This window comes from Citrobacter sp. Marseille-Q5395 (assembly GCF_947057495.1).
GTDB classification, from domain to species: Bacteria; Pseudomonadota; Gammaproteobacteria; order Enterobacterales; family Enterobacteriaceae; genus Citrobacter; species Citrobacter murliniae.
This window is the reverse complement of the sequence record NZ_CAMSEL010000006.1, coordinates 71,317-95,955: the sequence shown is the minus strand read 5'-3', so window position 1 is coordinate 95,955 and position 24,639 is coordinate 71,317. Positions and strand designations below refer to the sequence as shown.

At 47.2% G+C, this 24,639-nt stretch carries 23 protein-coding genes; 4 read left to right on the top strand and 19 right to left on the bottom strand.

Annotated elements, in window-relative coordinates; translation table 11 throughout:
• Window positions 1–242: 242 nt before the first annotated feature.
• The 7 genes from OH663_RS08715 to serB all read right to left on the bottom strand — a co-directional run bounded on the left by OH663_RS08715 (window position 243) and on the right by serB (window position 9,177).
• Window positions 243–1,163: a hypothetical protein gene (locus tag OH663_RS08715; RefSeq protein ID WP_048222108.1), complete on the bottom strand. Its 921-nt coding sequence runs from the start codon at window positions 1,161–1,163 to the stop codon at window positions 243–245.
• The gene (locus tag OH663_RS08710; RefSeq protein WP_048222109.1) at window positions 1,160–3,571 is read right to left on the bottom strand and encodes a glycosyltransferase; all 2,412 of its coding nucleotides are present in this window, start codon (window positions 3,569–3,571) and stop codon (window positions 1,160–1,162) included. Before OH663_RS08710 ends, OH663_RS08715 begins: the two co-directional genes overlap by 4 nt.
• A 69-nt stretch (window positions 3,572–3,640) precedes the next feature.
• The gene (locus OH663_RS08705) at window positions 3,641–4,306 is read right to left on the bottom strand and encodes an ABC transporter ATP-binding protein (protein ID WP_045439512.1); all 666 of its coding nucleotides are present in this window, start codon (window positions 4,304–4,306) and stop codon (window positions 3,641–3,643) included.
• Window positions 4,303–5,082, bottom strand: a complete 780-nt coding sequence (locus OH663_RS08700; RefSeq protein WP_048222113.1) for an ABC transporter permease — start codon at window positions 5,080–5,082, stop codon at window positions 4,303–4,305. Before OH663_RS08700 ends, OH663_RS08705 begins: the two co-directional genes overlap by 4 nt.
• 364 nt (window positions 5,083–5,446) lie before the next feature.
• Window positions 5,447–6,676: a multifunctional transcriptional regulator/nicotinamide-nucleotide adenylyltransferase/ribosylnicotinamide kinase NadR gene (gene nadR, locus OH663_RS08695; RefSeq protein ID WP_370637015.1), complete on the bottom strand. Its 1,230-nt coding sequence runs from the start codon at window positions 6,674–6,676 to the stop codon at window positions 5,447–5,449.
• 138 nt (window positions 6,677–6,814) lie between these two features.
• Entirely contained in the window at window positions 6,815–8,197 is a 1,383-nt protein-coding gene (gene radA / locus OH663_RS08690; RefSeq protein ID WP_045439506.1) for a DNA repair protein RadA, read from the bottom strand.
• A gap of 11 nt (window positions 8,198–8,208) precedes the next feature.
• The gene (gene serB / locus OH663_RS08685; protein ID WP_045439503.1) at window positions 8,209–9,177 is read right to left on the bottom strand and encodes a phosphoserine phosphatase; all 969 of its coding nucleotides are present in this window, start codon (window positions 9,175–9,177) and stop codon (window positions 8,209–8,211) included.
• 115 nt (window positions 9,178–9,292) lie between these two features.
• Here serB and OH663_RS08680 point away from each other — a divergent pair, with 115 nt between their 5' ends.
• Window positions 9,293–9,934: a YtjB family periplasmic protein gene (locus OH663_RS08680; RefSeq protein WP_045439500.1), complete on the top strand. Its 642-nt coding sequence runs from the start codon at window positions 9,293–9,295 to the stop codon at window positions 9,932–9,934.
• 22 nt (window positions 9,935–9,956) lie between these two features.
• A complete protein-coding gene (gene lplA, locus OH663_RS08675) occupies window positions 9,957–10,973 on the top strand; it encodes a lipoate--protein ligase LplA (protein WP_200011378.1) in 1,017 nt (338 codons plus the stop codon).
• A 90-nt stretch (window positions 10,974–11,063) separates the two neighbouring features.
• On the opposite strand, the gene deoD is transcribed toward lplA, so the two are convergent.
• From deoD to deoC, 4 genes are all read right to left on the bottom strand, one after another.
• Window positions 11,064–11,783 (bottom strand): purine-nucleoside phosphorylase, encoded by a 720-nt coding sequence (deoD, locus tag OH663_RS08670; protein ID WP_000224864.1) that lies wholly within the window; start codon window positions 11,781–11,783, stop codon window positions 11,064–11,066.
• 150 nt (window positions 11,784–11,933) lie between these two features.
• Complete coding sequence (gene deoB, locus OH663_RS08665; protein WP_200011376.1) at window positions 11,934–13,157, bottom strand: phosphopentomutase; 1,224 nt, start codon at window positions 13,155–13,157, stop codon at window positions 11,934–11,936.
• A 51-nt stretch (window positions 13,158–13,208) separates the two neighbouring features.
• Window positions 13,209–14,531, bottom strand: coding sequence for a thymidine phosphorylase (deoA, locus tag OH663_RS08660; protein ID WP_045439487.1), 1,323 nt, complete (start codon window positions 14,529–14,531; stop codon window positions 13,209–13,211).
• Between the two features lie 107 nt (window positions 14,532–14,638).
• Window positions 14,639–15,418, bottom strand: a complete 780-nt coding sequence (gene deoC, locus OH663_RS08655; protein WP_197086132.1) for a deoxyribose-phosphate aldolase — start codon at window positions 15,416–15,418, stop codon at window positions 14,639–14,641.
• A gap of 272 nt (window positions 15,419–15,690) precedes the next feature.
• Here deoC and OH663_RS08650 point away from each other — a divergent pair, with 272 nt between their 5' ends.
• Both OH663_RS08650 and OH663_RS08645 read left to right on the top strand, forming a co-directional pair.
• Window positions 15,691–17,241, top strand: a complete 1,551-nt coding sequence (locus OH663_RS08650) for a YjjI family glycine radical enzyme (RefSeq protein ID WP_200011374.1) — start codon at window positions 15,691–15,693, stop codon at window positions 17,239–17,241.
• Window positions 17,213–18,076, top strand: coding sequence for a YjjW family glycine radical enzyme activase (locus OH663_RS08645; RefSeq protein ID WP_200011371.1), 864 nt, complete (start codon window positions 17,213–17,215; stop codon window positions 18,074–18,076). The genes OH663_RS08650 and OH663_RS08645 overlap by 29 nt, the downstream gene beginning before the upstream one ends.
• 33 nt (window positions 18,077–18,109) lie before the next feature.
• On the opposite strand, the gene OH663_RS08640 is transcribed toward OH663_RS08645, so the two are convergent.
• The 8 genes from OH663_RS08640 to holD all read right to left on the bottom strand — a co-directional run bounded on the left by OH663_RS08640 (window position 18,110) and on the right by holD (window position 24,597).
• Complete coding sequence (locus tag OH663_RS08640) at window positions 18,110–18,886, bottom strand: metal-dependent hydrolase (protein WP_045439475.1); 777 nt, start codon at window positions 18,884–18,886, stop codon at window positions 18,110–18,112.
• Entirely contained in the window at window positions 18,883–19,956 is a 1,074-nt protein-coding gene (locus tag OH663_RS08635) for a patatin-like phospholipase family protein (protein WP_048222123.1), read from the bottom strand. Before OH663_RS08635 ends, OH663_RS08640 begins: the two co-directional genes overlap by 4 nt.
• A gap of 121 nt (window positions 19,957–20,077) precedes the next feature.
• Window positions 20,078–20,239: a DUF1328 domain-containing protein gene (locus OH663_RS08630; RefSeq protein ID WP_003019081.1), complete on the bottom strand. Its 162-nt coding sequence runs from the start codon at window positions 20,237–20,239 to the stop codon at window positions 20,078–20,080.
• A 129-nt stretch (window positions 20,240–20,368) separates the two neighbouring features.
• Window positions 20,369–20,986 carry a molecular chaperone OsmY gene (gene osmY / locus OH663_RS08625; protein ID WP_045439469.1) on the bottom strand — a complete coding sequence of 206 codons (618 nt, stop codon included), beginning with the start codon at window positions 20,984–20,986 and terminating at the stop codon, window positions 20,369–20,371.
• A 405-nt stretch (window positions 20,987–21,391) separates the two neighbouring features.
• The gene (gene prfC, locus OH663_RS08620) at window positions 21,392–22,981 is read right to left on the bottom strand and encodes a peptide chain release factor 3 (RefSeq protein WP_045439466.1); all 1,590 of its coding nucleotides are present in this window, start codon (window positions 22,979–22,981) and stop codon (window positions 21,392–21,394) included.
• A 92-nt stretch (window positions 22,982–23,073) separates the two neighbouring features.
• Complete coding sequence (gene yjjG, locus OH663_RS08615) at window positions 23,074–23,751, bottom strand: pyrimidine 5'-nucleotidase (RefSeq protein WP_045449431.1); 678 nt, start codon at window positions 23,749–23,751, stop codon at window positions 23,074–23,076.
• 17 nt (window positions 23,752–23,768) lie between these two features.
• On the bottom strand, window positions 23,769–24,215 hold the full coding sequence (gene rimI, locus OH663_RS08610; protein WP_200011369.1) for a ribosomal protein S18-alanine N-acetyltransferase: 447 nt from the start codon (window positions 24,213–24,215) through the stop codon (window positions 23,769–23,771).
• Entirely contained in the window at window positions 24,184–24,597 is a 414-nt protein-coding gene (gene holD, locus OH663_RS08605) for a DNA polymerase III subunit psi (protein ID WP_045439461.1), read from the bottom strand. The genes rimI and holD overlap by 32 nt, the downstream gene beginning before the upstream one ends.
• Window positions 24,598–24,639: the final 42 nt, after the last annotated feature.

The following is a 24,639-nucleotide window of genomic DNA, read 5'->3' as shown; positions in this document are numbered from 1 at the left end:
TTAATTTAGAAGTGTACTTATATATTGACGTTCACATCATCTTAATACACTCAATAAATATACCGTTAGCATATAAAATCTTTTGATATAAATCCATTTCAAAACCTAATCAACGCTACGAATTTTAAAATAAACAATCAGATCTCTAATAAGATATTATCTCCATTAGAGACCTTTGATCGTGAGCATCTATAACAATAATGGCCAGTATTCATTCAAAAAGTTAGTATACTCGAATTTATTTATTCTAAGTTTAGTTTGTTTTTTGGAATACTAATAATAATTTCATTTTCGAGTTTAGAAGTATGTGGCACTATAGAGTCGAGAAAAGTAGAGTATTCATCATCAACTTCCTTCCTCATCTTATTAAATGTAATTGCTAATGGACACCTACCAGAACCATGAACAGTTTGCAACCATGTTAGTTTCTCATGATGACCTCCATTAAGATTGGCAAATTGTATTTTAGTTTCCGAGCAATTTCTTCCGTAACAATTTACAGCATTTACAACCGGCAGAAATTTAAAAAAGTAAGAATCCAAATCATTTATTTTAAATAAAACTTGATGATACTGATTTAAAATTAAATTATTAACGCAACAATAATTCTCCACAGGATTAAATTTGTACTCAAAACTGCCATAAATGCTAGAAAATAAATCCTGCAATGTATTATTTTTTGATATTTGTTTTTTTATATAAGTAATACCTGACATTTCTTCATTAACAAAATAATCAAAGCCAGCCTCGCGTAAGAAGAAAAAGTTCAGTCCAACAAAAACAAAATACTCAAGTCGAAGTGAGCTTCTGGATATAACTTTCTCATAGAAATCATTATAGCTTTTATACACTGCATAATTAGCATTAGAACTTTCAATAGAATCCGATATATATGACACTCTATCGAAATATGTATATTTCTCTAATGTCCTACATTGATATTTTAATACATTACTTTTATTTTTATTTAAATTATCAATATTATCAATAATAACTAAATTGACTCTAACCGTTCCATTGTTTACTGCTAAAAGATGTTGAGCATTCCCATTCTCTTGTTTCATAGCTTTATGTCCATTTACTATTAGACTATTAGTTCTTTTTACTAACGCATCACTGAAGAACAAACGTGGCTTAGTTAGTAGTTTGGTTAATTTTGTCATTTAGAGCACTCGTTAATAAAACTCTTCATAACTTTTGAAATTTCATAGTGATCTATATACGTTCTTCGTGCCCCCTCACCAAGTTTTTTTAGTAACGTTTCATCATTCATTAGCATTTCCATTTTTCTGGAAAAATCTACGGTATCAAAGCAAGGTGATATAAGAGAGTTATAGCCATCTTTCAAAAATTCTTTTGGCCCATAACCAATGTCATAACTAATAACCGGTTTACCCATGCTAAAACTTTCAATATAAACCATACCAAAAGGTTCTTTGAACGCAGTAAGAGCACAGAATGAACTAGCATAAATCTCCTCATAAACCAAAGATGTTGGTTCACAAATCCTTACTTGTTCTGATAAATCATAATCTGCAATCATTTTTAATAATGATTCTTTCTTATCACCATCACCATATATATCAAGATTCCAGTCTGGGTATTTTTTAGCAATTAAAGCAAAAGACTCTATCAATAAATTAAATTGTTTTATTTCAACTAGTCGACCAAATGATACTATTCTCTTAGGAGAGAGTATATTGCTACACCCTTTAATCATAGAAAGTTTATCTTCGATTCCATTAGGTATATTTGTTACATTAAATATACCATTATTAATATACTCCTCCTTTTGGAATCTTGTTAATGCGATCACTTTGTGTGCTTTCCGGTAAGTCCTCAGTATCGACTGTTGGATTTCATCACTATGTGAACTAAATTCTTTATGCTCCTGAGCCATAACAACATTGGAATTATGACTATATTTTATGATATTGACACATAATCCGGGAAAAGTACCAACGAGAGTACAATTTCTCAGTGTTCGTAGAATAAGAATTAGTTTTAAATCGGTTAAAATAGACAATCCAGAATATAAATCTTCAGTTTTCTTAAATAACCTTGATTTAAATTTTGATAGCAAGTTTTCATATTTATTTCGAAACTTACCTTTGCTTCTTGCGTCATTAAGATACTCTAATCTTACACTCGGGTCTAAATTGAGTTTGGGTATCGCTTCTGTTCTACGTAATGATATCACAGTGACCATATAACCAATTGATACTAAGTAATTCGCTTGATTAATTACAGTCTGAACTGTTCCTCCGACACCATATAAGTTATAACAAAAATATACGATATGATTTTGTTTTTTTTCGAGCAACTTATCTATAAGATAATTTGATTTACCAAAATTAGGATAGTCCTGTCTTACGATGGCACGATTACGTCTGGCCTTTAATGTCAATGCCTTATCAAAGTTTTCAAAAGAAAATATATTTTCCAATTCATCTATTGTTCTGACCGTTACTCCCAAAAAATCATTAGGCGAGTTCATAAAATGCCCACGTTCATGTTTGTAAAAATCGTAATCAAACTGAAGAAAAATAACAGGTATATTTAACAGGTTAAACTCAAAAGACACGGAAGAATAATCAGTAATGCATAATGCTGTATCTTTAAGGACAACATTGAAATCATTTTGACCAACAAACCCTATATTTCCTTCAAAAATTTCTTCAACCTCACGCTGTAAGTATAAAATTTTCTCATGCAGATAAAAAACTACCTTCAATTTGTGGTTATCAGCATACTCCATGATTCTTGTACTATCTTTTATTTTTTTCACAAGTGAAAGAAACGTATTTTCTTTTCCCTTAATAGTCCAATCATCTCTCCAGGTAAAAAAGAACAACATATTCTGATTGGTTTTTCTTATGTATTGAAGATTTTCATGTCTAGAAAGACCACTATTGACTAATCGGCATGATAAGAAGCCAATATTTGTTATTAACCGTTTAAGAATCTGAAGATCAGAGGAGTCCACTGATCTTCTATCATTGTAATAATTACTTAATATATATCTATAAAAGCCACGCAAATCATTCCTATCAAAATAACTTCGCAAATAAAATATCTTATGTTTAAGAATAATGTTATATGTTTGTTTTATGTCTTTCTGAGGTTGAAGAACATCTTTTACAATTTTATATTCCGAGCTTAGAGATGTGTGGAAATATCTAATCCTTCCATTATAATGCCCTTTATAAAAATGTACTTTTTTATATGATATAATTCCGTGCTGTAAATATATAATAGGAGACCACCCTCTGCTGAGGGGCTTTTTTTTGAAAGAAGGGAACACATCCATATAGCCATCATTAAGTACAAGGTAATCTGCTTTATAGAATAACCATCGATGTTTTAAACTATCTTTTATTATAACGTTTTTCGAATATGGCTTTAGCTTATCGCTATCTATATTGTTACGCCCACAAACATAATAAGTATTTTTAAACCCCTCATTAATTCTATGTGCAAAATAAGAAAATCCATTATCTCTCGCTTGCTCACCACCTTTTTCACTTATTAGAACAAGAAGATCTTCCCGATTCTTTACCGAATTCCTCATATAAAAGCACCCATCCATAGATTTTGTAATTAACAAGCAATCGTCATTTATACTTATTTTTTAGTGTGTTTATTTAAGAACGGATTCATGATATATAGTTAACGCATCCACAACATCATCATATATAAACACTTCATTATCATTATTTATAACAATAGCCATATTACAATATTTCTTCAATAATTCATCACTATGTGACACCATTAGTAATGACATTTCTTTTGATCTTTCAGAAAATATCAAGTCACATTTTCTTTTAAATCGCGAATCACCAACAGCAGTAATTTCATCAACTAAATAATAATCAAATTTAAATGCCATACTTAATCCAAAACCTAACCTCGATCGCATCCCCGAAGAATACGTTTTAATCGGCATGTCAAAGTATTTTCCTAGTTCAGAGAACTCCTCCACAAAAGCAATAACTTCTCTGAAATCATTTTTTGCAGCATAAAGCCTGGCTACAAATTTCACATTCTCCCGACCAGTTAAGCTCCCCTGAAACCCTCCTGCCAATCCTACTGGCCATGAAATAGTTTGATCGGTTGTTATCATTCCACTATCTGGATGATCGATACCTCCAATCATACGAAGTAATGTAGATTTACCTGCACCGTTACGCCCAATCAGCGCAACACTCTTACCTGTTGGTAACTCAAAGTTTAAATCCTTGAATACGTAGTGACGCCCTTTCGACGTGATATATGATTTCGTTAAATTTTCGACTTTGATCATGATGAAGTTAGCATTGCTCTCCGCCGGAACCAATAACTGGCTAAACCAAGAAAAAAGATCCCTAGCGCACAAATAGCCAGATAGCCAAAACTCACTCCATCGCTAGTATAGTTAGCAACAACTGCCTCTCTGCTAAGTTCGACAACATGAACGATGGGATTCCAAAGGACATAGGACTGATACTGCTTAGGAATTGCCTGAAGTGGAAACATAATGCATGAAATAAAGTAAAGTGGCTTGATAACGATAGGAAGAAACTTTTCTGTTTCTGGGTGCGAGCTTCCTATCACCATAAAGATCAGTCCCACACCGCATGAAAATACAATGAGCAAAAACCATGTACTAAATAAGAGTAATACACGAGCAAGTGAAAAAATCTCACCGCACAAACTAAGAATCCCCATCAGAACCAGATAGACAAGGATATAAATAACCATTTCCAGCAAAGTCCTTGCAATTACTGTATCTACTGGTTTTACTGGTCTGTAATTAAATAGTCCCTGATTAGCTTCAATTGCTTTAATTGACCGAATGGATATGTCACTAAAAATGAAATAGGGAATAATACCATTAATCAAAAAAACCGGGAAAGATATATCAGGCATTGTGCGATGCATTATATATCCAAAGATAACTAACATTACCATAAGATGAGCAGCAGGTTCTAATATAGCCCAAAGGTATCCAAGACGATATTTTCCAAATCGTGTTTTAGCTTCCCGTAAAAATAATGCCTTAATTACTGAAATTTGGATTTCAATGCAATTTCTCGCCATGGCCATTCCATTATATTCGACATGCTACCGCCCTTAGCTTAAGCTGCCACAGGCTTATATATATTTTATTTAGTAGAAAAGTATCACGCGAAATTGTTAATGATACGCAGGAGAGTTGAAATCCACATACAAAATAACGCCCCTGATAGACATTATATGTAATACCTTTAAACCAGTAAGGGATATCTTACAATATAATATTGAAATAGAAAGAGACTAAATATTTTTTAAGATATTATTCATATAAAACATGAATATAATTAATCTATTGTCTTTAGGAAGTGATAATATTCACAATTAATATCATGCATAATACTTATATTATACATTATGGGTAGTATATAACGTATACTACCCATAAACTCTATACCCTCTCGCCCATCAGCCCTTTTACCAGCTCCACACAGCGCAAAAACCGCGAGTCATAATCAGCCTCCTCAACGTGCACAAATTTGATGTTGTTCTTCTCCAACATCGATACCAATAGCGTCTGAAACTCTTTGCGATCCACCGAACTCCCCAAGCTTCGTAATCCATCCGCAACCCATGGCGTGTTGTTTTCCAGCAGGATCACCAGGTCAAAGCGATACTCGTCAATCAATGCCTGCACAAACGGGTGCTCACGCCCTTCATACTTTTTGCAGAACGCCTGAGTGGTGACAAAGTCTGTGTCGATAAACGCCACTTTATTAGCATACTTAACTGCAAAATCAATGTATTGCGCTTGTCCTAGCGCGATCTTGTCGTAATCAGAATACTGCAGCGCCATCTCATCGCCGCCCAAATGGGAAAAGACGTAATCACGCCCGTATTCCCATGCGCTGGTCGTATTGAAGATATTGGCAAGCTTATTCACCAGTGTCGATTTTCCACTCGACTCACCACCGAGGATCGCCACGGTACGCACAAAGAAGGGTTTCACTTCCGTCGGAATGTATTCCCAATAGCGGAATGGATTTTCACGGATTTGCGCCCCGCTGATGCTCATAAAGGTCCGTTTTGGATCGACCAACACGGTTTCAATACCCAGATGTTCCAGATATTGCGGGGCGTCAGCTTCTTCAGAAGTGTAGATCCAGTTAGGCTGGATCCCCTTCTCTTGCATAAACGTTTTAATCCCGTTGCTCCAGACATCCCAGCCGTGCGGATATGGCTCCATACCTTCCTCATTAAAGGCATGTATGCGGATATTTTTCTGATACTTAAACGTTTGCAGCAACCAGCGTAAACGGTCGGAAACCGTGGGTTGTTGTGACATAGCGCTGTCTTCAAACAGGCCCCGATCGCGCGTATCGTCATAGCCCATGATGATATGTAATTCATCGACCTGGCTACAGGCACGCTGAATCAGATAGATATGACCAGTATGCAATGGATAAAACTTACCAAAGACCACACCAATGTTTTTCTGCTGGCGGGGGAACTCCAGTCCCAGAAAACGGTGCAATGCCTCCAATTTTTGCGCACTGGGGCTTTTTATCTTGGCGTTCAGGAGTTGGCTTAAATACCCCTTGGTCATGCCACTGGCATCCGCCACCTGTTGCAGAGTACAGCCCTTTTGCTTAATGGCAGTTTTCAGATAATCAAATGACACAAGAGCCTCCTGCTTGCTATAAATTAACGTAATACCCATGGATCTCTGGTGGCAGGAAGGCGCAAACAAATCCCGATATGATTCGGGGCAGCGAACACGACCAACACACCTGTCGCCGGAAAGACGACGGGTATTTAATTATAAGTCGTCAAAAACGCTGAGCGCATCCGTGAGTTTTTTAACGCCAAAAACTTGCATGCCTTCTGGCGGTTTTTTCGGCACATTCGCGGCAGGTACAATCGCCCGACGGAATCCATGCTTCGCTGCTTCCGAAATCCGTTCTTGACCACTGGGAACCGGACGAATTTCACCCGCCAGCCCCACTTCACCGAAGACGACTAAATCCTGCGGCAACGGCCGATCGCGAAGGCTGGAAACCATTGCCAGCAGCAGAGCCAAGTCTGCGCTGGTTTCAGTGACTTTTACACCACCCACCACGTTGACAAACACATCCTGATCCGCCATTTGCAACCCACCGTGACGATGCAGCACAGCCAGCAAAATGGCCAAACGGTTTTGCTCCAGCCCTACCGCAACACGGCGCGGGTTCGCCATCATTGAGTGATCAACCAGCGCCTGGATCTCCACCAACAGCGGACGTGTTCCTTCCCAGACAACCATCACGGAGCTACCGGGAGTGACCTCATCACCGCGACTTAAGAAAATGGCTGAAGGATTACTGACTTCACGTAGACCTTGCTCGGTCATCGCAAAGACACCAAGCTCATTCACTGCACCAAAACGGTTTTTATGGCTACGCAAAGTACGAAAACGGGAGTCAGCATCGCCGTCAAGCAACACTGAGCAGTCAATACAGTGTTCCAGAACTTTCGGCCCGGCCAGCGAACCGTCTTTGGTGACATGCCCAACCATAACAATCGCCACGCCCCGCGTTTTCGCAAAGCGTGTCAGGTAAGCAGCCGTTTCCCGAACCTGTGCCACGCTACCTGGCGAAGACTGGATATCAGCCATGTGCATTACCTGAATGGAGTCGATAACCATCAGTTTCGGCTGTTCTTCTTCGGCGATCAGGCAAATCTGTTCAATACTGGTTTCCGACAGCATATTCATATTCGCAGTCGGTAGTCCGAGTCGATGCGCACGCATTGCCACCTGTTGCAAGGATTCTTCCCCCGTGACGTACAGGGTTTTCATCTGCTCGCTAAGCTTACACAGCGTTTGCAGCAGTAGCGTTGATTTCCCTGCACCAGGGTTACCGCCGATCAAAATAGCGCTGCCAGGCACCACGCCACCACCCAGCACGCGGTCAAACTCTTTAAAACCGGTAGAAAAACGCGGCAGTTCCTCAAGACTGATTTCCGACAGTTTCTGAACCTTTGCGACGCCTGCATTGCCAGCGTAACCGCTGAGTCGCTCGTTGCGCGCCACTGTTGGTGATGCAGCAAGGCGTACCTCGGTAATGGTATTCCAGGCCTGACAGGCGCTACATTGCCCCTGCCAGCGCGGATAATCGGCCCCACATTCGTTACAAACAAAGGCGCGCTTAGGAGCTTTTGCCACGTTTTACCTCGTTATTTCTGATTCATACTGCCGGAGAGAATGCAGAACACCCCCATCAGATCGGCATGACGGATAGTGATTTCCGTCTTTTCATTCACTTTCGGTTTAGCATGGTAAGCGATACCCAACCCTGCCGTTTTGATCATCGGCAGATCGTTCGCACCATCGCCAATCGCGACCGTTTGCGCTATAGGGATTTCATGCTCTAGTGCCAGTCGAGTCAGGGTATTAGCTTTGTACTGGGCATCGACGATATCGCCAGTCACGTTGCCGGTAAATTTACCGTCCATGATTTCCAGCTCATTCGCCACCGCTGCAGTCAGTCGCAGTTTTTGACGCAGGTATTCCGCAAAGAAGGTAAACCCCCCAGAGGCGATAGCCACTTTCCATCCGAGAGTTTCCAGCTTCAGCACCAGTTGCGTCAGGCCGGGCATCAGGGGCAGAGTTTCACGCACCTGATGCAGAATGTTTGCGTCAGCGCCCTTGAGGGTCGCGACACGGCTACGAAGGCTGGCGGTGAAGTCCAGCTCACCACGCATCGCACGCTCCGTCACTTCCGCAACCATCTCACCGGTTCCCGCCAGTTTAGCGATCTCATCTATACACTCGATCTGGATAGCGGTTGAGTCCATGTCCATCACCAGCAGACCAGGCGTGCGCAAATGCGGGATTTTGCCCAGTGGCGCAACATCCAGTTTGGCATCATGCGCCAGTTTTGTCGCACGCGGTGTTAACGACCCTGCCAGGCGAATGACCTGATAATCTTCGACGCACCAGGCTGCCACAATAACCATCGCCGCTCCCAGCTTGCTTTGGTATTGCGTTAAGCGTTGTTTATCCAGCCCACGACCATACAGCAGCCAGCCACTCCGGCCCGCGTGGTAATCCAGCGGCATCACTTCATCGCCACTTAAAGAGAGGGGCAGACCTGGCCACAGAGAGACATCTTCAGGTAGATCGCACCAGGTAATGTTAGGCATTAAAGCTCCTGTAAAATCGTTCGGGTCGGAATCATCCAGGGAAAATAACGCATGAGGCTACCTTGTAACCAGCGCTTCTGGCAACATTAAGCCTCAAATTTTCAGTAGGTGGAATATGGCTCGCGCAAAACTGAAATTCCGACTTCATCGTGCAGTGATTGTATTGTCCTGCCTCGCGCTACTCGTCGCACTCATGCAAGGCGCATCATGGTTTAGTCAAAGCCATCAACAGCAGCGTAACCCGCAGCTGGAAGAATTGGCTCGCACGCTGGCTCGCCAGGTCGCGTTAAACGTCGCACCACTGATGCGAACCGAAACACCGGATGAGAAACGTATTGCTTTCGTACTACATCAGCTCACCGAAGAGAGCCGTATTCTGGATGCGGGAGTCTATGATGAACAGGGCGATCTCATTACACATGCCGGTGAGAGCGTGGATGTGCGTGATCGGCTGGCGCTGGACGGTAAAAAAGCCGGTGGCTATTTTAATCAGCAGATTGTCGAACCCATTCAGGGGAAAAACGGCCCGCTGGGCTATCTACGCCTGACGCTTGATACCCACACACTCGCCACTGAGGCGAAGCAGGTGGATAACACCACCAACATTCTACGCCTGATGCTGCTTCTGTCACTGGCTATTGGTGTAGTGTTGACACGAACACTACTTCAAGGCAAGCGTACCCGTTGGCAACAATCCCCGTTCCTGCTTACCGCCAACAAACCGGTACAGGAAGAAGACACTGAGAAAAAAGAGTAATTTACCAGAAAGGAAATCGACCATGACAACATTACGCCTGCTCATCTCTGACTCTTACGATCCATGGTTTAACCTGGCCGTTGAAGAGTGCATTTTTCGTCAAATGCCCGCTACGCAGCGCGTTCTGTTTTTATGGCGCAACGCTGATACGGTAGTCATTGGCCGGGCGCAAAATCCGTGGAAAGAGTGCAATACCCGGCGCATGGAAGAAGACAACGTCCGGCTTGCGCGTCGCAGCAGCGGCGGCGGCGCGGTATTTCACGATCTGGGTAATACTTGCTTTACCTTTATGGCAGGCAAACCAGAATACGACAAAACCATATCCACCACTATCGTACTCAATGCATTAGCTTCTCTTGGAGTCGATGCTGATGCATCCGGGCGCAACGATCTGGTCGTCAAAACAGCCGAGGGCGATCGCAAAGTCTCTGGCTCTGCCTATCGGGAAACCAAAGACCGTGGCTTCCACCACGGCACACTGCTGTTAAATGCCGATCTCAGCCGTTTGGCTAACTATCTAAATCCGGATAAAAAGAAACTCGCCGCCAAAGGGATTACCTCCGTACGCTCACGCGTTGCGAATCTTACTGAATTGCTGCCGGGCGTCACCCATGAACAGGTGTGCAAGGCAGTAACCGATGCCTTTTTTGCCCACTACGGTGAACGTGTAGAAGCAGAGATTATCTCTCCCGACAAAACACCGGATCTGCCGAATTTTGCCGAAACTTTCGCTCGCCAGAGCAGTTGGGAGTGGAATTTTGGCCAGGCTCCTGCTTTTTCGCATCTGCTGGATGAGCGCTTCACCTGGGGCGGCGTAGAACTGCATTTCGACGTTGAAAAAGGGCATATTACCCGCGCGCAGGCCTTCACTGACAGCCTCAACCCCGCCCCGTTAGAAGCGTTGGCGAATCGTCTGCAAGGATGTCTGTACCGCGCTGATATGTTGCAGCATGAGTGCGAGGCATTGTTGGTCGACTTCCCGGACCAGAAAGAAGAACTCCAGGAGCTTTCGGCATGGATTGCCAGAGCAGTGCGTTAAGCAATTGAGATAACTGCCGGATGGAGGCTACGCCTTATCCGGCAGTATTATAGACCCGGTAAGCAAAGCGTCACCGGGCACAAACCGAACTTATTCTTTATCGCCCAGCAGAACAGATTCCAGCGCGATTTTGATCATGTCGTTGAAGGTCGTCTGACGCTCAGCAGCAGTAGTCTGCTCATGAGTACGGATATGGTCAGATACGGTGCAAATGGTCAGCGCTTTCGCACCAAACTCAGCCGCAACGCCGTAGATACCCGCAGCTTCCATTTCCACACCCAGCACGCCGTATTTTTCCATTACGTCGAACATTTCGCCGTCCGGGGAGTAGAACAGATCGGCGGAGAACAGGTTGCCAACACGCGCATCTACACCCAGAGCTTTTGCAGCATCAACAGCGTTACGCACCATGTCGAAATCAGCAATAGCGGCAAAATCATGATCTTTAAAGCGGATACGGTTAACTTTGGAATCGGTGCATGCACCCATACCAATTACCACGTCACGCAGTTTGACATCCATACGCACCGCACCACAGGAACCGACGCGAATGATTTTCTTCACGCCGAAATCGGTGATCAGTTCTTTGGTATAGATAGAGCAGGATGGGATACCCATCCCATGACCCATAACTGAGATCTTACGGCCTTTGTAAGTACCTGTGAAACCTAACATGCCACGAACGTTGTTTACTTCGCGGACATCTTCGAGGAAAGTTTCAGCAATGTGCTTAGCACGCAGCGGGTCGCCAGGCATCAATACGACGTCAGCGAAATCACCCATTTCTGCATTAATATGTGGAGTTGCCATAAATTATCCTTAATTAAATAGTGGAAATACCCTAAGGATTTCACGTTGTAGGAAGGCGGCTATTTCGTTCACCACAGGAGCATAGATTCACTATGTGACCGGGGTGAACGAATGAAGTCAACGAGCCTACGGCGCGAAAGACAACGGGTATTACAGCATGTTTTTACCGTAGTCCATTGGCGACGTACCGAAGTAGCTTGCCAGCGTCTGACCAATATCCGCGAATGTTTCACGGTGACCTAAAGAGCCTGGTTTTACTTTCGGGCCATAGATCAGCACCGGAATGTGTTCACGGGTGTGATCGGTTCCAGTCCAGCTCGGATCGCAACCGTGGTCAGCGGTCAGGATCAGAATGTCATCTTCCCTCACCAGCTCCATCAGCTCAGGCAGACGGCGGTCGAACAGCTCCAGACCTGCAGCATAGCCAGCGATGTCGCGGCGGTGTCCCCAGGAGGAGTCAAAGTCGACGAAGTTAGTGAAGACGATGGTCTCATCATCCGCTTCTTTCATCTCTTTGATCGTTGCGTCGAACAGTGCGTCCAGACCCGTCGCTTTCACTTTTTTAGTGATACCGCAGTTCGCGTAAATGTCCGCAATTTTACCAACGGATACGACATGGCCTTTTTTCTCGTCAACCAGTTTCTGCAGTACCGTCGGTGCTGGCGGTTCGACGGCCAGGTCGTGACGGTTACCGGTACGCTGGAAGTTACCGGCCTTATCGCCGATAAACGGACGCGCGATAACGCGGCCAATGTTGTAACCACCTTCGGTCAGCTCTTCGCGTGCGATTTCGCACAGCTCGTAGAGTTTATCCAGGCCATAGGTCTCTTCATGGCAGGCAATCTGGAATACGGAGTCAGCCGAAGTGTAGAAAATCGGCTTGCCGGTTTTCATATGTTCTTCGCCCAGTTGGTCCAGAATCACCGTACCGGAAGAGTGGCAATTACCGAGATAGCCCGGCAGGTTGGCACGTTTTACCAGTTTATCCAGTAGCTCTTGTGGGAAGCTGTTTTCATGATCGGAGAAATAGCCCCAGTCAAACAGAACCGGAACACCAGCGATTTCCCAGTGACCAGACGGAGTGTCTTTCCCGGAAGAGAGTTCATGCGCCCATGCGTAAGCACCAATGACTTCCGCATTGCCGTCCATACCGGCCGCAATTTTACCGGTAGAACCTTCGTGAGCTTTCACCAGGCCCAGACGGGTCAGGTTAGGCAGATTCAGCGGACCTTTGCGACCATTGTCAGCTTCGCCCTTCGCACAGGCTTCTGCAATATGTCCCATAGTGTCTGAACCTACGTCGCCAAAGCGATCCGCATCTTCAGTCGCACCAATACCAAAGGAGTCCAGCACCATAATAAATGCACGTTTCATCTTGTTCTCCATACATCTGCGCCGCAAAAAAGCGATCAGATCAGTATACAGTTATTCGGTAATACGACGATAGACTGTCGGTGTAATTTCTGGCGCTTTGTCGTCAAGGCTGATTGCCGCTTTGACGGCTTTCGCCGCTTCCTGCCAGCTGGCTTCATCTTTGGCGTGGATCACTGCCAGCGGACGCTGTCCATCTACGCTGTCACCCAAACGCGCCATATCAGTAAAGCCGACGCTGTAATCAATCGTGTCAGATGCCTGACGGCGACCGCCGCCCATGGAAACTACCGCCATACCCAGTGCACGGGTATCCATCGCGCTAACGAAACCTTCGGTATCAGCATATACCGCTTTGCTGAGCATTGCCGTCGGGAGGTACTTCGCGTAGTTTTCGACAAAATCGGTCGGTCCCTTTTGCGCCGCAACCATGCGACCAAAAATTTCCGCCGCTTTACCGTTATCCAGTACCGCCTGCAACCTGGCGCGGGCTTCAGCATCGTCTTTCGCAAGTTTGCCGGAGATCAGCATCTCCACGCACAGCGCCATGGTGACGTCAAACAGACGCGGGTTACGGTATTCACCCGTCAGGAACTGTACAGCTTCGCGAACTTCTACCGCGTTACCGGCGCTGGAGGCCAGCACCTGATTCATATCGGTTAACAGTGCGGTAGTACGCACACCCGCACCATTCGCCACACCAACAATCGCTTCGGCAAGGGCAGCCGAAAGTTCATAGGTCGGCATAAAGGCACCGCTGCCTACTTTCACGTCCATCACCAATGCATCCAGCCCTTCCGCCAATTTTTTCGCCAGAATAGAGCCAGTAATCAGTGGGATGGAGTCCACGGTCGCGGTAATGTCGCGGGTGGCATAAAAACGTTTATCCGCCGGTGCAAGCGAGCTGGTTTGACCAATAATCGCAACACCCACGTCTTTAATAATTTCACGGAATCGAGCGTCATCCGGGAAGATGTCAAATCCCGGAATGGCTTCCAGTTTATCAAGCGTACCACCGGTATGGCCCAGACCACGCCCGGAGATCATCGGAATATAACCACCGCATGCAGCGACCATCGGGCCTAACATCAGTGACGTTACGTCACCCACGCCACCGGTAGAGTGTTTATCCACAATCGGGCCGTTCAGTTGCAGACTCTTCCAGTCCAGCACGGTTCCTGAATCACGCATTGCCATGGTCAGCGAAACACGCTCTGGCATTGTCATATCGTGGAAGAAAATAGTCATCGCCAGGGCGGCGATTTGCCCTTCAGAGATGGTATTATCGCGAATACCATTGATAAAGAAACGAATTTCTTCATCGCTCAGCGCATGACCATCACGTTTTTTACGAATAATTTCTTGTGCGAGAAACAAGGTAACCTCCCGATTATGGGCCGGGTAAGCAAGATGCCACCCGGCAAGTCGTATTGATGCCGGAGGGTGACTAACACCTTGTCCGGCCTACGATGGGCAATTGAAACTTAGTAGCTGCTTGCGCTCTTACCATCACCGTGACCCAGCGCTTTCAACAAGCTAGCCAGCAGGCTGGATGCACCGAAGCGGTAGTGGCGGGAATCAGCCCAATCAGCACCGAACAGTTCGTCCGCAATAGCCAGGAACTGCTGTGCGTCTTCCGCAGTACGTACGCCGCCAGCCGGTTTGAAGCCAACCGTTTTTTCCACACCCATATCGCGGATCACTTCCATCATGATGCGTGCGCTTTCCGGCGTCGCATTTACTGGTACTTTACCGGTAGAGGTTTTGATGAAATCAGCACCGGCTTTGATGGAGATTTCAGAGGCTTTACGAATCAAGGCTTCTTCTTTCAGTTCGCCTGTTTCGATAATCACTTTCAGCAGCACATTTGCCGCAGCACATGCGTCTTTACAGGCTTTAACCAGATCGAAACCGATCTGCTCGTTACCAGCAATCAGCGCACGGTACGGGAATACCACGTCAACTTCGTCCGCACCGTAAGCGATAGCGGCGCGGGTTTCTGCCAGCGCAATCTCGATGTCGTCGTTGCCGTGCGGGAAGTTTGTCACTGTGGCAATGCGGATGTCCGGCGTGCCCTGCTCTTTCAGAGTTTTACGAGCAATAGGGATGAAACGCGGATAAATACAGATTGCTGCCGTGTTACCAACCGGGGTTTTAGCCTGATGACACAGCGCGATCACTTTTTCATTCGTGTCGTCGTCATTCAGGGTAGTCAGATCCATCAGTTTCAGTGCACGCAGGCTGCTTGCTGTTAAATCGGTCATAACATTCTCCAACGGCATCGCCGTATAAAATTTCACCTTGCGAGTTTGTTAGTATTCTAACATCCGCTCGCTATTACACTTCGATATACATCACAGTTAATGAAAACCACATACAGATTTGCATTACTCTAATGAGATCTACTTCAAATAAATAACCTTTACCGGCAGGATGTGATGGCTTCAGCCGCATCCGGATCAAAGGTTGATGTTGTACAGCTTCCTACAATGACACTTAACCTTCAGCTCCTATTCGGCACATAAAGGAACCAACGATGCCCACGTCCTCTGAACTCGCGCTGCAACAGCGTTGCCAACAAATCGTGACCAGTCCGGTGCTCAGCCCTGAACAGAAACGCCATTTTCTGGCGCTGGAGGCAGAGAACGCTCTACCTTATCCCCATTTGCCTGTTGAGGCCCGCCAGGCGCTGGATGACGGGGTTATCTGCGATATGTATGAAGGTCATGCCCCGTTCAAGCCGCGCTATGTTTTACCCGATTACGCTCGTTTTCTGGCCAACGGTTCATCATGGCTGGAACTGGAAGGCGCAAAGGATCTTGATGACGCATTATCCTTGCTGACCATCCTGTACCACCATGTTCCGTCAGTAACCTCGATGCCGGTCTACCTCGGGCAGATCGATGCTTTGCTGCAACCGTATGTTAGAATTCTAACACAAGAAGAGATCGACATTCGAATAAAACGTTTCTGGCGTTATCTCGACAGAACGCTGCCAGATGCGTTTATGCATGCCAACATCGGTCCTGCTGACACACCAGTTACGCGAGCAATTTTACGTGCAGATGCAGAGTTAAAGCAGGTTTCCCCTAATCTGACATTTATTTATGATCCGCAAATTACTCCTGACGATCTTCTGTTGAACGTAGCGAAAAATATTTGCGAATGCAGCAAACCACACATTTCCAACGGCCCTGAAAATGATAAAATTTTCACAAAAGGCCACTATGGCGTGGTCAGCTGTTACAACTCCCTGCCTCTCGCTGGGGGAGGAAGTACGCTGGTCAGACTCAATCTGAAAGCCATCGCAGAACGCAGCACGTCTGTCGATGACTTCTTTACGCGCACTCTACCGCACTACTGTCAGCAGCAAATCGCCATCATTGATTCACGATGTGAATTCCTCTACGAGAAATCACATTTCTTTGAGAATAGCTTCCTGGTGCAGGAAGGGTTGATTGATCCCAAACGTTTTGTACCAATGTTTGGGATGTACGGTCTGGCGGAAGCGGTAAACCTGCTTTGTGAAAAGGCTGGCCTGAGCGCCCGCTACGGGAAGGATGAGAGTGCTAATGAGATGGGCTATCGTATCAGCGCCCAGCTTGCTGACTTTGTGGAAAACACACCAGTAAAATATGGCTGGAAGCAGCGCGCGATGCTGCATGCGCAGTCGGGTATCAGTTCTGATATTGGCACCACGCCGGGTGCGCGTCTGCCTTATGGTGATGAGCCGGATCCTATCACCCATCTGCAAACCGTTGCACCACACCACGCGTATTATCACGCCGGGATCAGCGATATTTTAACGCTGGATGAAACCATCAAACGCAATCCTCAGGCGTTGGTACAACTTTGCCTCGGAGCGTTTAAAGCTGGTATGCGTGAGTTTACGGCCAACGTGAGCGGTAACGATTTGGTACGCGTGACCGGCTATATGGTGCGCCTGTCCGATCTGGAAAAATATCGCGCCGAAGGCTCTCGCACCAATACCACCTGGCTGGGTGAAGAAGCCGCCCGCAATACGCGTATTCTGGATCGACAACCTCGTGTGGTAAGCCATGAACAGCAGATGCGCTTCGGTCAGTAAGATCATCCCTTTCTCCTGCGTGGACGGGCCAGGCAGTCGTCTGACCCTCTTTTTACAGGGGTGTAATTTGCGCTGTAAAAATTGCCACAACCCGTGGACGATGGGACGCTGCAACGATTGCGGGGAATGTGTTCCGCAGTGTCCACATCAGGCGCTAAGCCTGAATACGAGTAAAGTGGTGTGGCATTCTGATATTTGCCAGCAATGTGATACCTGCCTGCAAATGTGCCCACAGCAGGCGACACCGATGGCGCAGACCATGAGCGTCAATGAGGTTCTACGCCACATCCGTAAGGCATCATTGTTTATTGAGGGGATCACCGTCAGCGGTGGGGAAGCCACAACTCAACTCCCCTTTGTGATTGCGCTATTCTCAGCGATCAAAGCCGATCCGCAGTTACAGCACCTGACCTGCATGGTGGACAGCAACGGCTGGCTTGGCGAAACCGGCTGGCAGAAGCTGTTACCGGTTTGCGACGGTGTAATGCTGGATTTCAAAGCCTGGGACAGCGCATACCATATGCAGCTTACCGGGCGCGATAATGCGACGATCAAGCGCAGTATTCTCTTTCTGGCTGAGCGGGGAAAACTTGCGGAATTGCGCCTGCTGGTCATTCCCGGTCAGGTGGATTATCTGCATCATATCGAACCACTGGCGGCGTTTATTACCCAACTGGGACGCGTACCGGTGCGGCTTAATGCATTCCATGCGCATGGCGTATATGGCGAAGCCAAAGCGTGGGCGAGCGCAACGCCGGAGGATGTGGAGCAATTGGCGAAAGAATTACGCAAGCGCGGGGTGGATAATCTGATTTATCCAGCGTTATATTTGTGAATTGCCGGATAGCGCCTACGCCTTATCCGGCCATCAGAGGGTAAACAACGCGGTCGTATTGCGATACAGCACATCAGCAATCACGTCCGCTGGCTCAGGACGCAATTCACATAAAACATCAAACACCCGGACCACCTGTTCCGGGCGGTTAGGCTGGCCCTGAAAACCGTTTAACGGCATATCCGGCGCGTCGGTTTCCAGCAGCAATGCTTCCAGCGGTAACTGCGCCACCACCTCACGCGTTTTACTGGCGCGTGGATAGGTAATGGTCCCGCCCACGCCAATTTTATAGCCCAATTGAACAAAGCGCTCCGCCTGCTGCATGCTTCCTGCAAAACCGTGTACTACACCGGTTCGCGGGAGGGCGTGGCGTTTAAGATGCATCGCCAGCTTGTCATGGGTGCGGCGCGAATGCAGGATCACCGGCATATCGTAGCGTTTCGCCAGCTTAAGCTGCGCCTCCAGTACCCATTCCTGCTTGTCGAAGTGCGGATCGTCGCGCCACAGATCCAGTCCGATCTCTCCGACGGCAACTACTTTCTGCGGTCGTTTTTCCAGTTCCTGTTGCAGTCTATCCAGACAGTCGCCGTCGTGATGTTCAATAACAATGGGGTGCAGACCCAATGCGGCAAACAACGATGGATAGGTTTGTGCTAACACCAGCACGCGGGAAAAATTCACCGCCTCAGTGGCCGGGACAATGATGCTGTTCACCCCGGCCTCAGCGGCACGCTGGATACTGGCAGGTTCATCACCGACAAAGGGCGGAAAATCAAAATGACAATGCGTATCGATAAAACGATAACTCACGCCAGATCCTCATTATTGAATGTCGTATCGTTGGCCTGGGGTGCGTGGGTAACCAGCGGGGCATGGGCATCATTGGCAACCGGTGCAGGAGGGACCACCACCGGCCCCGGCACCACAATCTTCGGAGTCTGGCGCGGCAACGGCGTATTTTTCGTCAACAACTTACCCACGGTAGCCAAAAAGTAACGACCGCAAAGGCGTCCTGTTTTGTAGTCTTCTCTCAGTGCCGGAATACGGCTACCTAACGCCATACTGTGCAGCGGTTTTGGCGGATAGATCTCAAAGATACGCAGCTTACCGGGCGGTTTTTCAATAAAATTCTGAATAGCACGATAGCTGGTTTCATGATGCTGAACTAAATTCACCAACGGTTGCAAGCTGCTTTCCCCCAGCCAGCGCTCCATCCGCTTGAACCACTGTGGCGTATAGTACATTTGCGAGGGCACGGTGCGGATCACCACCAACGTTTTTGCCCCCTGCTTTGCCGCCTCCTGCACGGGGATAGCATCGCTAATTCCCCCATCCAGATAGTTGACACCGTCAAGCAACACTCCCGAACGATAGAATCCCGGAATAGCACTGGAGGCGCGGATAAGGTCGAGCCAATTCTGTCGGGTAGGTGAAAAGTAGCCCGGGCTATAGTCATCTCCCCGACAGGCGCACATGTAAAAAGCTTTTCCCGCTGCAAACAGGCGCTCTGCGTTATCAATCGCCAGCGGCATCTGCGTCGATGTTGAATCCACCAGCCAGTCGAGATCGATAAGATTTCCCCCGCGCACAAATCGCACCGGGTCAAAGAACTCACGCTTTGTGGTGTAACGCATAATAACTTTGCGTCCGTAACCGGGCTGATTACAAAGATAGGCCGAAAGATTTTGCGCGCCAGCGGAAGTCCCGTAGTAGAAATCAAAGGGATTGAATTGCGCACGCATGAACTCATCCAGTACGCCTGCAGTAAAGATCCCCCTTTGTCCTCCGCCTTCGCACACCAGCGCCATACTGCCAGGTTGAAACGGACGTAACGATAACGGCGCAATATTACCGAGCGTGACGGGTATTCTCTGCCCCACCTCTGCCTTCCTGTATTTTTTGTGATAGAACGACAAAGTAACGCAATTTGCTCATCGCTAAAACCGTAAAAGCCAGTCCACTGGACTGGCTTGGTAGCAATTTTTCTTTACGGTTTACGTGCTAGGGTCGTTTACGACCGGTAAACAGGCTAACCAGAAACAGGATAATCCCGACCACGAAGACTATTTTTGCCGCACCTGCAGCGGTACCCGCAAGTCCACCAAATCCCAGAGCGGCGGCAATTAACGCGATAACCAGAAATATGATGCCCCAACGAAACATACGCTTCTCCTTTACCATAGTTAATGTCAACCGCTTGATATGGACGCTCAGGCCGCCCATTTGCGATATTTTTTAGTGTGGTGCACAACACGCCTTCCGACAAACATCGGGAAGGCGAATTAAGTCGAATTACTGAGTTTTGAGATCGTTTTTGACGCTTTTCACGCCATCAACGGCTTTGGCGATGCTCTCAGCACGATCGCTTTGAGCCTGTGAATCGACGGTTCCGGAAAGCTGAACTACACCATCGGTAGTCTCTACTTTCACTTTACGGGAAGGGACTATGTCATCAGCCAGCAGTTTCGCTTTCACTTCGCTGGTGGTTGCCGTATCGCCCGCATAGCCTTTTACAGTCGTACTTTTGCTATCCCGAACGTGCAGTTTGTCGCTAACGGAGGTCACCCCTTCAACTCCTTTCGCTACTTTCACCGCTTCTTCAGCCTGGGCCTGGCTTTCAACAAACCCACTTAACGTAACCACTTTCTGGTCTGTTTTGACGGAGATATCGGTGCTCTTAATACTTTCGTGATCCACCAGCGCGGCTTTTACTTTTGCAGTGATGGAGCTGTCATCCATGAAATTACCGACTTTGTTCATAGAGCTATCGACTTTCTGCCCCGCGCTTTCAAGACCGGATTGCGCTTTGTCCATTGTCGCGTTTTCTGCAAAAGCAGAACCCGTTGCAACAGCAGAAGTCAGCATCACGGCCAGCAGCGTTTTAGAAATCTTCAGTCTTGTCATTGTCATCGATTTAATCCTGTTTTTTTGCTCATAATTCGAGCATTGGCAGCACATGTGCTGCATTGCTGAATGTGGCGAAAATCACTCAATTCAGAAGTCAATGGCCGCCATCACAATCAACAGTACTCACATTGATGTTCTGCACGACGACGACCCGAACCAGTTATTAATATCGTGATAAAAATAAATATCAGTTCTAACAACCATAAACATATATTTTCATGGCATTTAAAGCCGACACTTATGTCATCACTTTGTTAAATATAGATCACAATTTCGAAGTCGCTGACCAAACAGATTAAAAAACAGACAAAACGAAGATAAAATGCGGGATTTAAGAACATTCCGTAAGGGATTAAAAAGGCAGGGAAAGTCGCAGGGTACGGCAGAAGCCGCACCCTGGAAGGTCGATTAGTGTTCGCGCGTTTTACGGAACGTAACGTCAGGATAACGTTCCTGGGTGAGGTTCAGGTTAACCATGGTAGGGGCAATATAGGTAAGATTATCACCACCATCCAGCGCCAGCTGAACTTCGTTTTTACGCTTAAATTCTTCGAATTTTTTCACGTCTGTACATTCTACCCAGCGCGCAGTTGCCACGTTGACCGACTCATAAATCGCTTCAACGTTGTACTCGCTTTTCAGGCGTGAAACGACCACATCAAACTGCAGCACACCGACCGCACCAACGATCAGATCGTTATTGGCAATCGGACGGAAGACCTGCACCGCACCTTCTTCAGAAAGCTGAACCAGACCTTTCAACAGCTGTTTTTGCTTCAACGGATCTTTCAGGCGAATACGACGGAACAGCTCCGGTGCGAAGTTCGGGATACCGGTGAACTTCATCATTTCGCCCTGAGTAAAGGTATCACCAATCTGAATGGTGCCGTGGTTGTGGAGACCGAGGATATCGCCTGGATACGCTTCTTCCACGTGAGAACGATCTCCAGCCATAAAGGTCAGCGCATCTGAAATAACCACATCTTTACCAATGCGCACCTGACGCATTTTCATGCCTTTCTCATATTTTCCGGAAACAACACGCATAAACGCCACGCGGTCGCGATGTTTCGGGTCCATATTGGCCTGAATTTTAAAGACGAAACCAGTGAACTTCTCTTCTGAGGCTTCAACTACGCGGGTATCGGTTTTACGTGGCATTGGCGCTGGCGCCCACTCCACCAGACCGTCCAGCATATGGTCTACACCGAAGTTACCCAGTGCGGTCCCGAAGAAAACCGGTGTTATTTCACCCGCCAGGAACAGCTCATGGTCAAACTCGTTAGAAGCCCCCTGAACCAGCTCCAGCTCATCACGCAACTGCTGAGCCAGATCTTCACCCACTGCCGCGTCGAGATCCGGGTTATTCAGACCTTTGACAATACGAACTTCCTGGATGGTATGGCCTTTACCGGTCTGGTACAGGTAGGTCTCATCTTTATAAAGGTGATACACGCCCTTGAACAATTTACCGCAGCCAATCGGCCACGTAATCGGCGCACAGCCGATTTTCAGCTCGTTTTCCACTTCATCCAGCAGTTCCATCGGATCGCGGATATCACGGTCAAGTTTGTTCATAAAGGTCAGGATCGGGGTATCACGCAGACGCGTAACTTCCATCAACTTACGGGTCCTGTCTTCAACACCTTTTGCGGCGTCGATGACCATCAGGCAGCAGTCCACCGCCGTCAGCGTACGGTAAGTATCCTCAGAGAAGTCTTCGTGCCCAGGGGTGTCCAGCAGGTTCACCAGACAGTCATGATACGGAAACTGCATTACCGAGGTAGTAATGGAGATACCACGCTGCTTTTCCATCTCCATCCAGTCAGATTTCGCATGCTGGCTGGAGCCACGGCCTTTTACCGTACCGGCGGTCTGGATAGCCTGTCCGAATAACAGCACCTTTTCGGTGATAGTCGTTTTACCGGCATCCGGGTGAGAAATAATGGCAAAAGTGCGGCGTTTAGCCACCTCCTGCAAATAAGGAGACAACGTCATAGTCAAATCTTCTTAGGTAAGCACGGCATCAGGCCGGGCATGTTGAATACGAAAAATTGCGGCTATTTTACCCATCAACAGGGGGGAGGCAATCAGTGTTTACACAGGAGTTGCTCCAGTTCGCTTAATGACGCAACCGTCCAGGTCGGCTGAATGCCCACAGGCTGCTCACGATGGTGTGCATTTAGCCAGCAGGTGGACAGTCCGGAATTGATACCGCCAAGAATATCTGACTCCGCAGTATCACCCACCATAAGTACTCGAGAGCGATCAGGATTGCCCGCCAGCGTCAGTGCATGATCAAAAATACGCGGATCGGGTTTTGCCACACCAACCTGTTCAGAAATGACAAGCAGATCGAAAAAGTCTCGCAGACCCGTACGCTCAAGGCGGATTTGCTGCAATGCGGTAAAGCCGTTGGTAATAATGCCAATTTTCGTTTTGCCACGAATCGCATTCAAGAGCGAAACCGCGCCCGGTAGCGGGGAGCAAATCTCCGCCATCGCATTAATAAAAGCGTCGTTCAGAGAGCCAGGCGGCACGTTCAGGCGTTCAGCCCAGCTCTGGAAACGAGCATGCTGCAGTTGTAATGACGTTATCGCACCGTTTTGATAATCCACCCACAGTGGCTTATTCACGGCCTGATAGTCCTGAAAATCTTCAGCGGTAAAGGTAATGCTATAGTCGAGAAACATCCGCTGTAGGCCGGTAAACGCATCAAATGTGAACAACGTTTCATCGGCATCAAAGAAAATCCAGTCCCACTTCATCATCATTACACCTTGTCTTACATGCTGATTGGCAATGCCATTATAATGGCGTCTTCGTGACCGTCGGCTGTCGGATAGTAATTACGACGAATCGTCGCTTCGTTAAAGCCTAAGCTTTCATATAGCGCGATAGCCGCAGCATTCGAAGCGCGCACCTCGAGCCACAGCGTCCGAATCCCCCGCTTTTCCAGTTCATCGATCAAATTATCCAGTAGTTCGCGTCCTAAACCTCGACGCTGAAAATCAGGGTCGACGGCAATATTGAACAGCGTAGCTTCATCCAGCACCACCTGCGTAATTGCAAAGGCGGCCATCGTTCCGTCAACTGTGAGCTGAAAATTGAGGTAACGATCGCCCTGGTTGCTGGCAAATGTTTTTTCACTCCATGGAAATGCATGGGCGCGTTTTTCAATCTGAAATGCTGTGGGTAAATCAGTCGGACCGAGGGAAGAAATCGTGTTCATATGCGCAGATTTGTTGCCATAAAGCGGCACGTGCCGCTGGGTTTTCCCGTAATTCATTAAACGCCGGGCTGGCGACCTGAGCGCCATCCAACTGCAAAGGCTCTTCGGTACCCAGCCGCCAGCTATTACAGCGACTGCCTTGTGGTAGCATGGCGACACGGTCAGGCGTCAGTTGTAAAACCTGATCCGGACTGACGGTCAATGCGTGTAAAATATCGCTCATCAACGGTTCGGTTAGCGCGGGTAACTCCGCGGCAACCATTACCAGACGGACATGCGCAGGAATTGAAACCGCGATCTCGCCCTGCAGTGCGCCAGGACGACGCAGCGACCACTGCGTAATGCCCAGTTGCTGTAACTGCCAGTCTCGTCGGGATGTCATAGCGAAACACTCCTGTCTATCAGGGGCGCAAATATAGCAAAT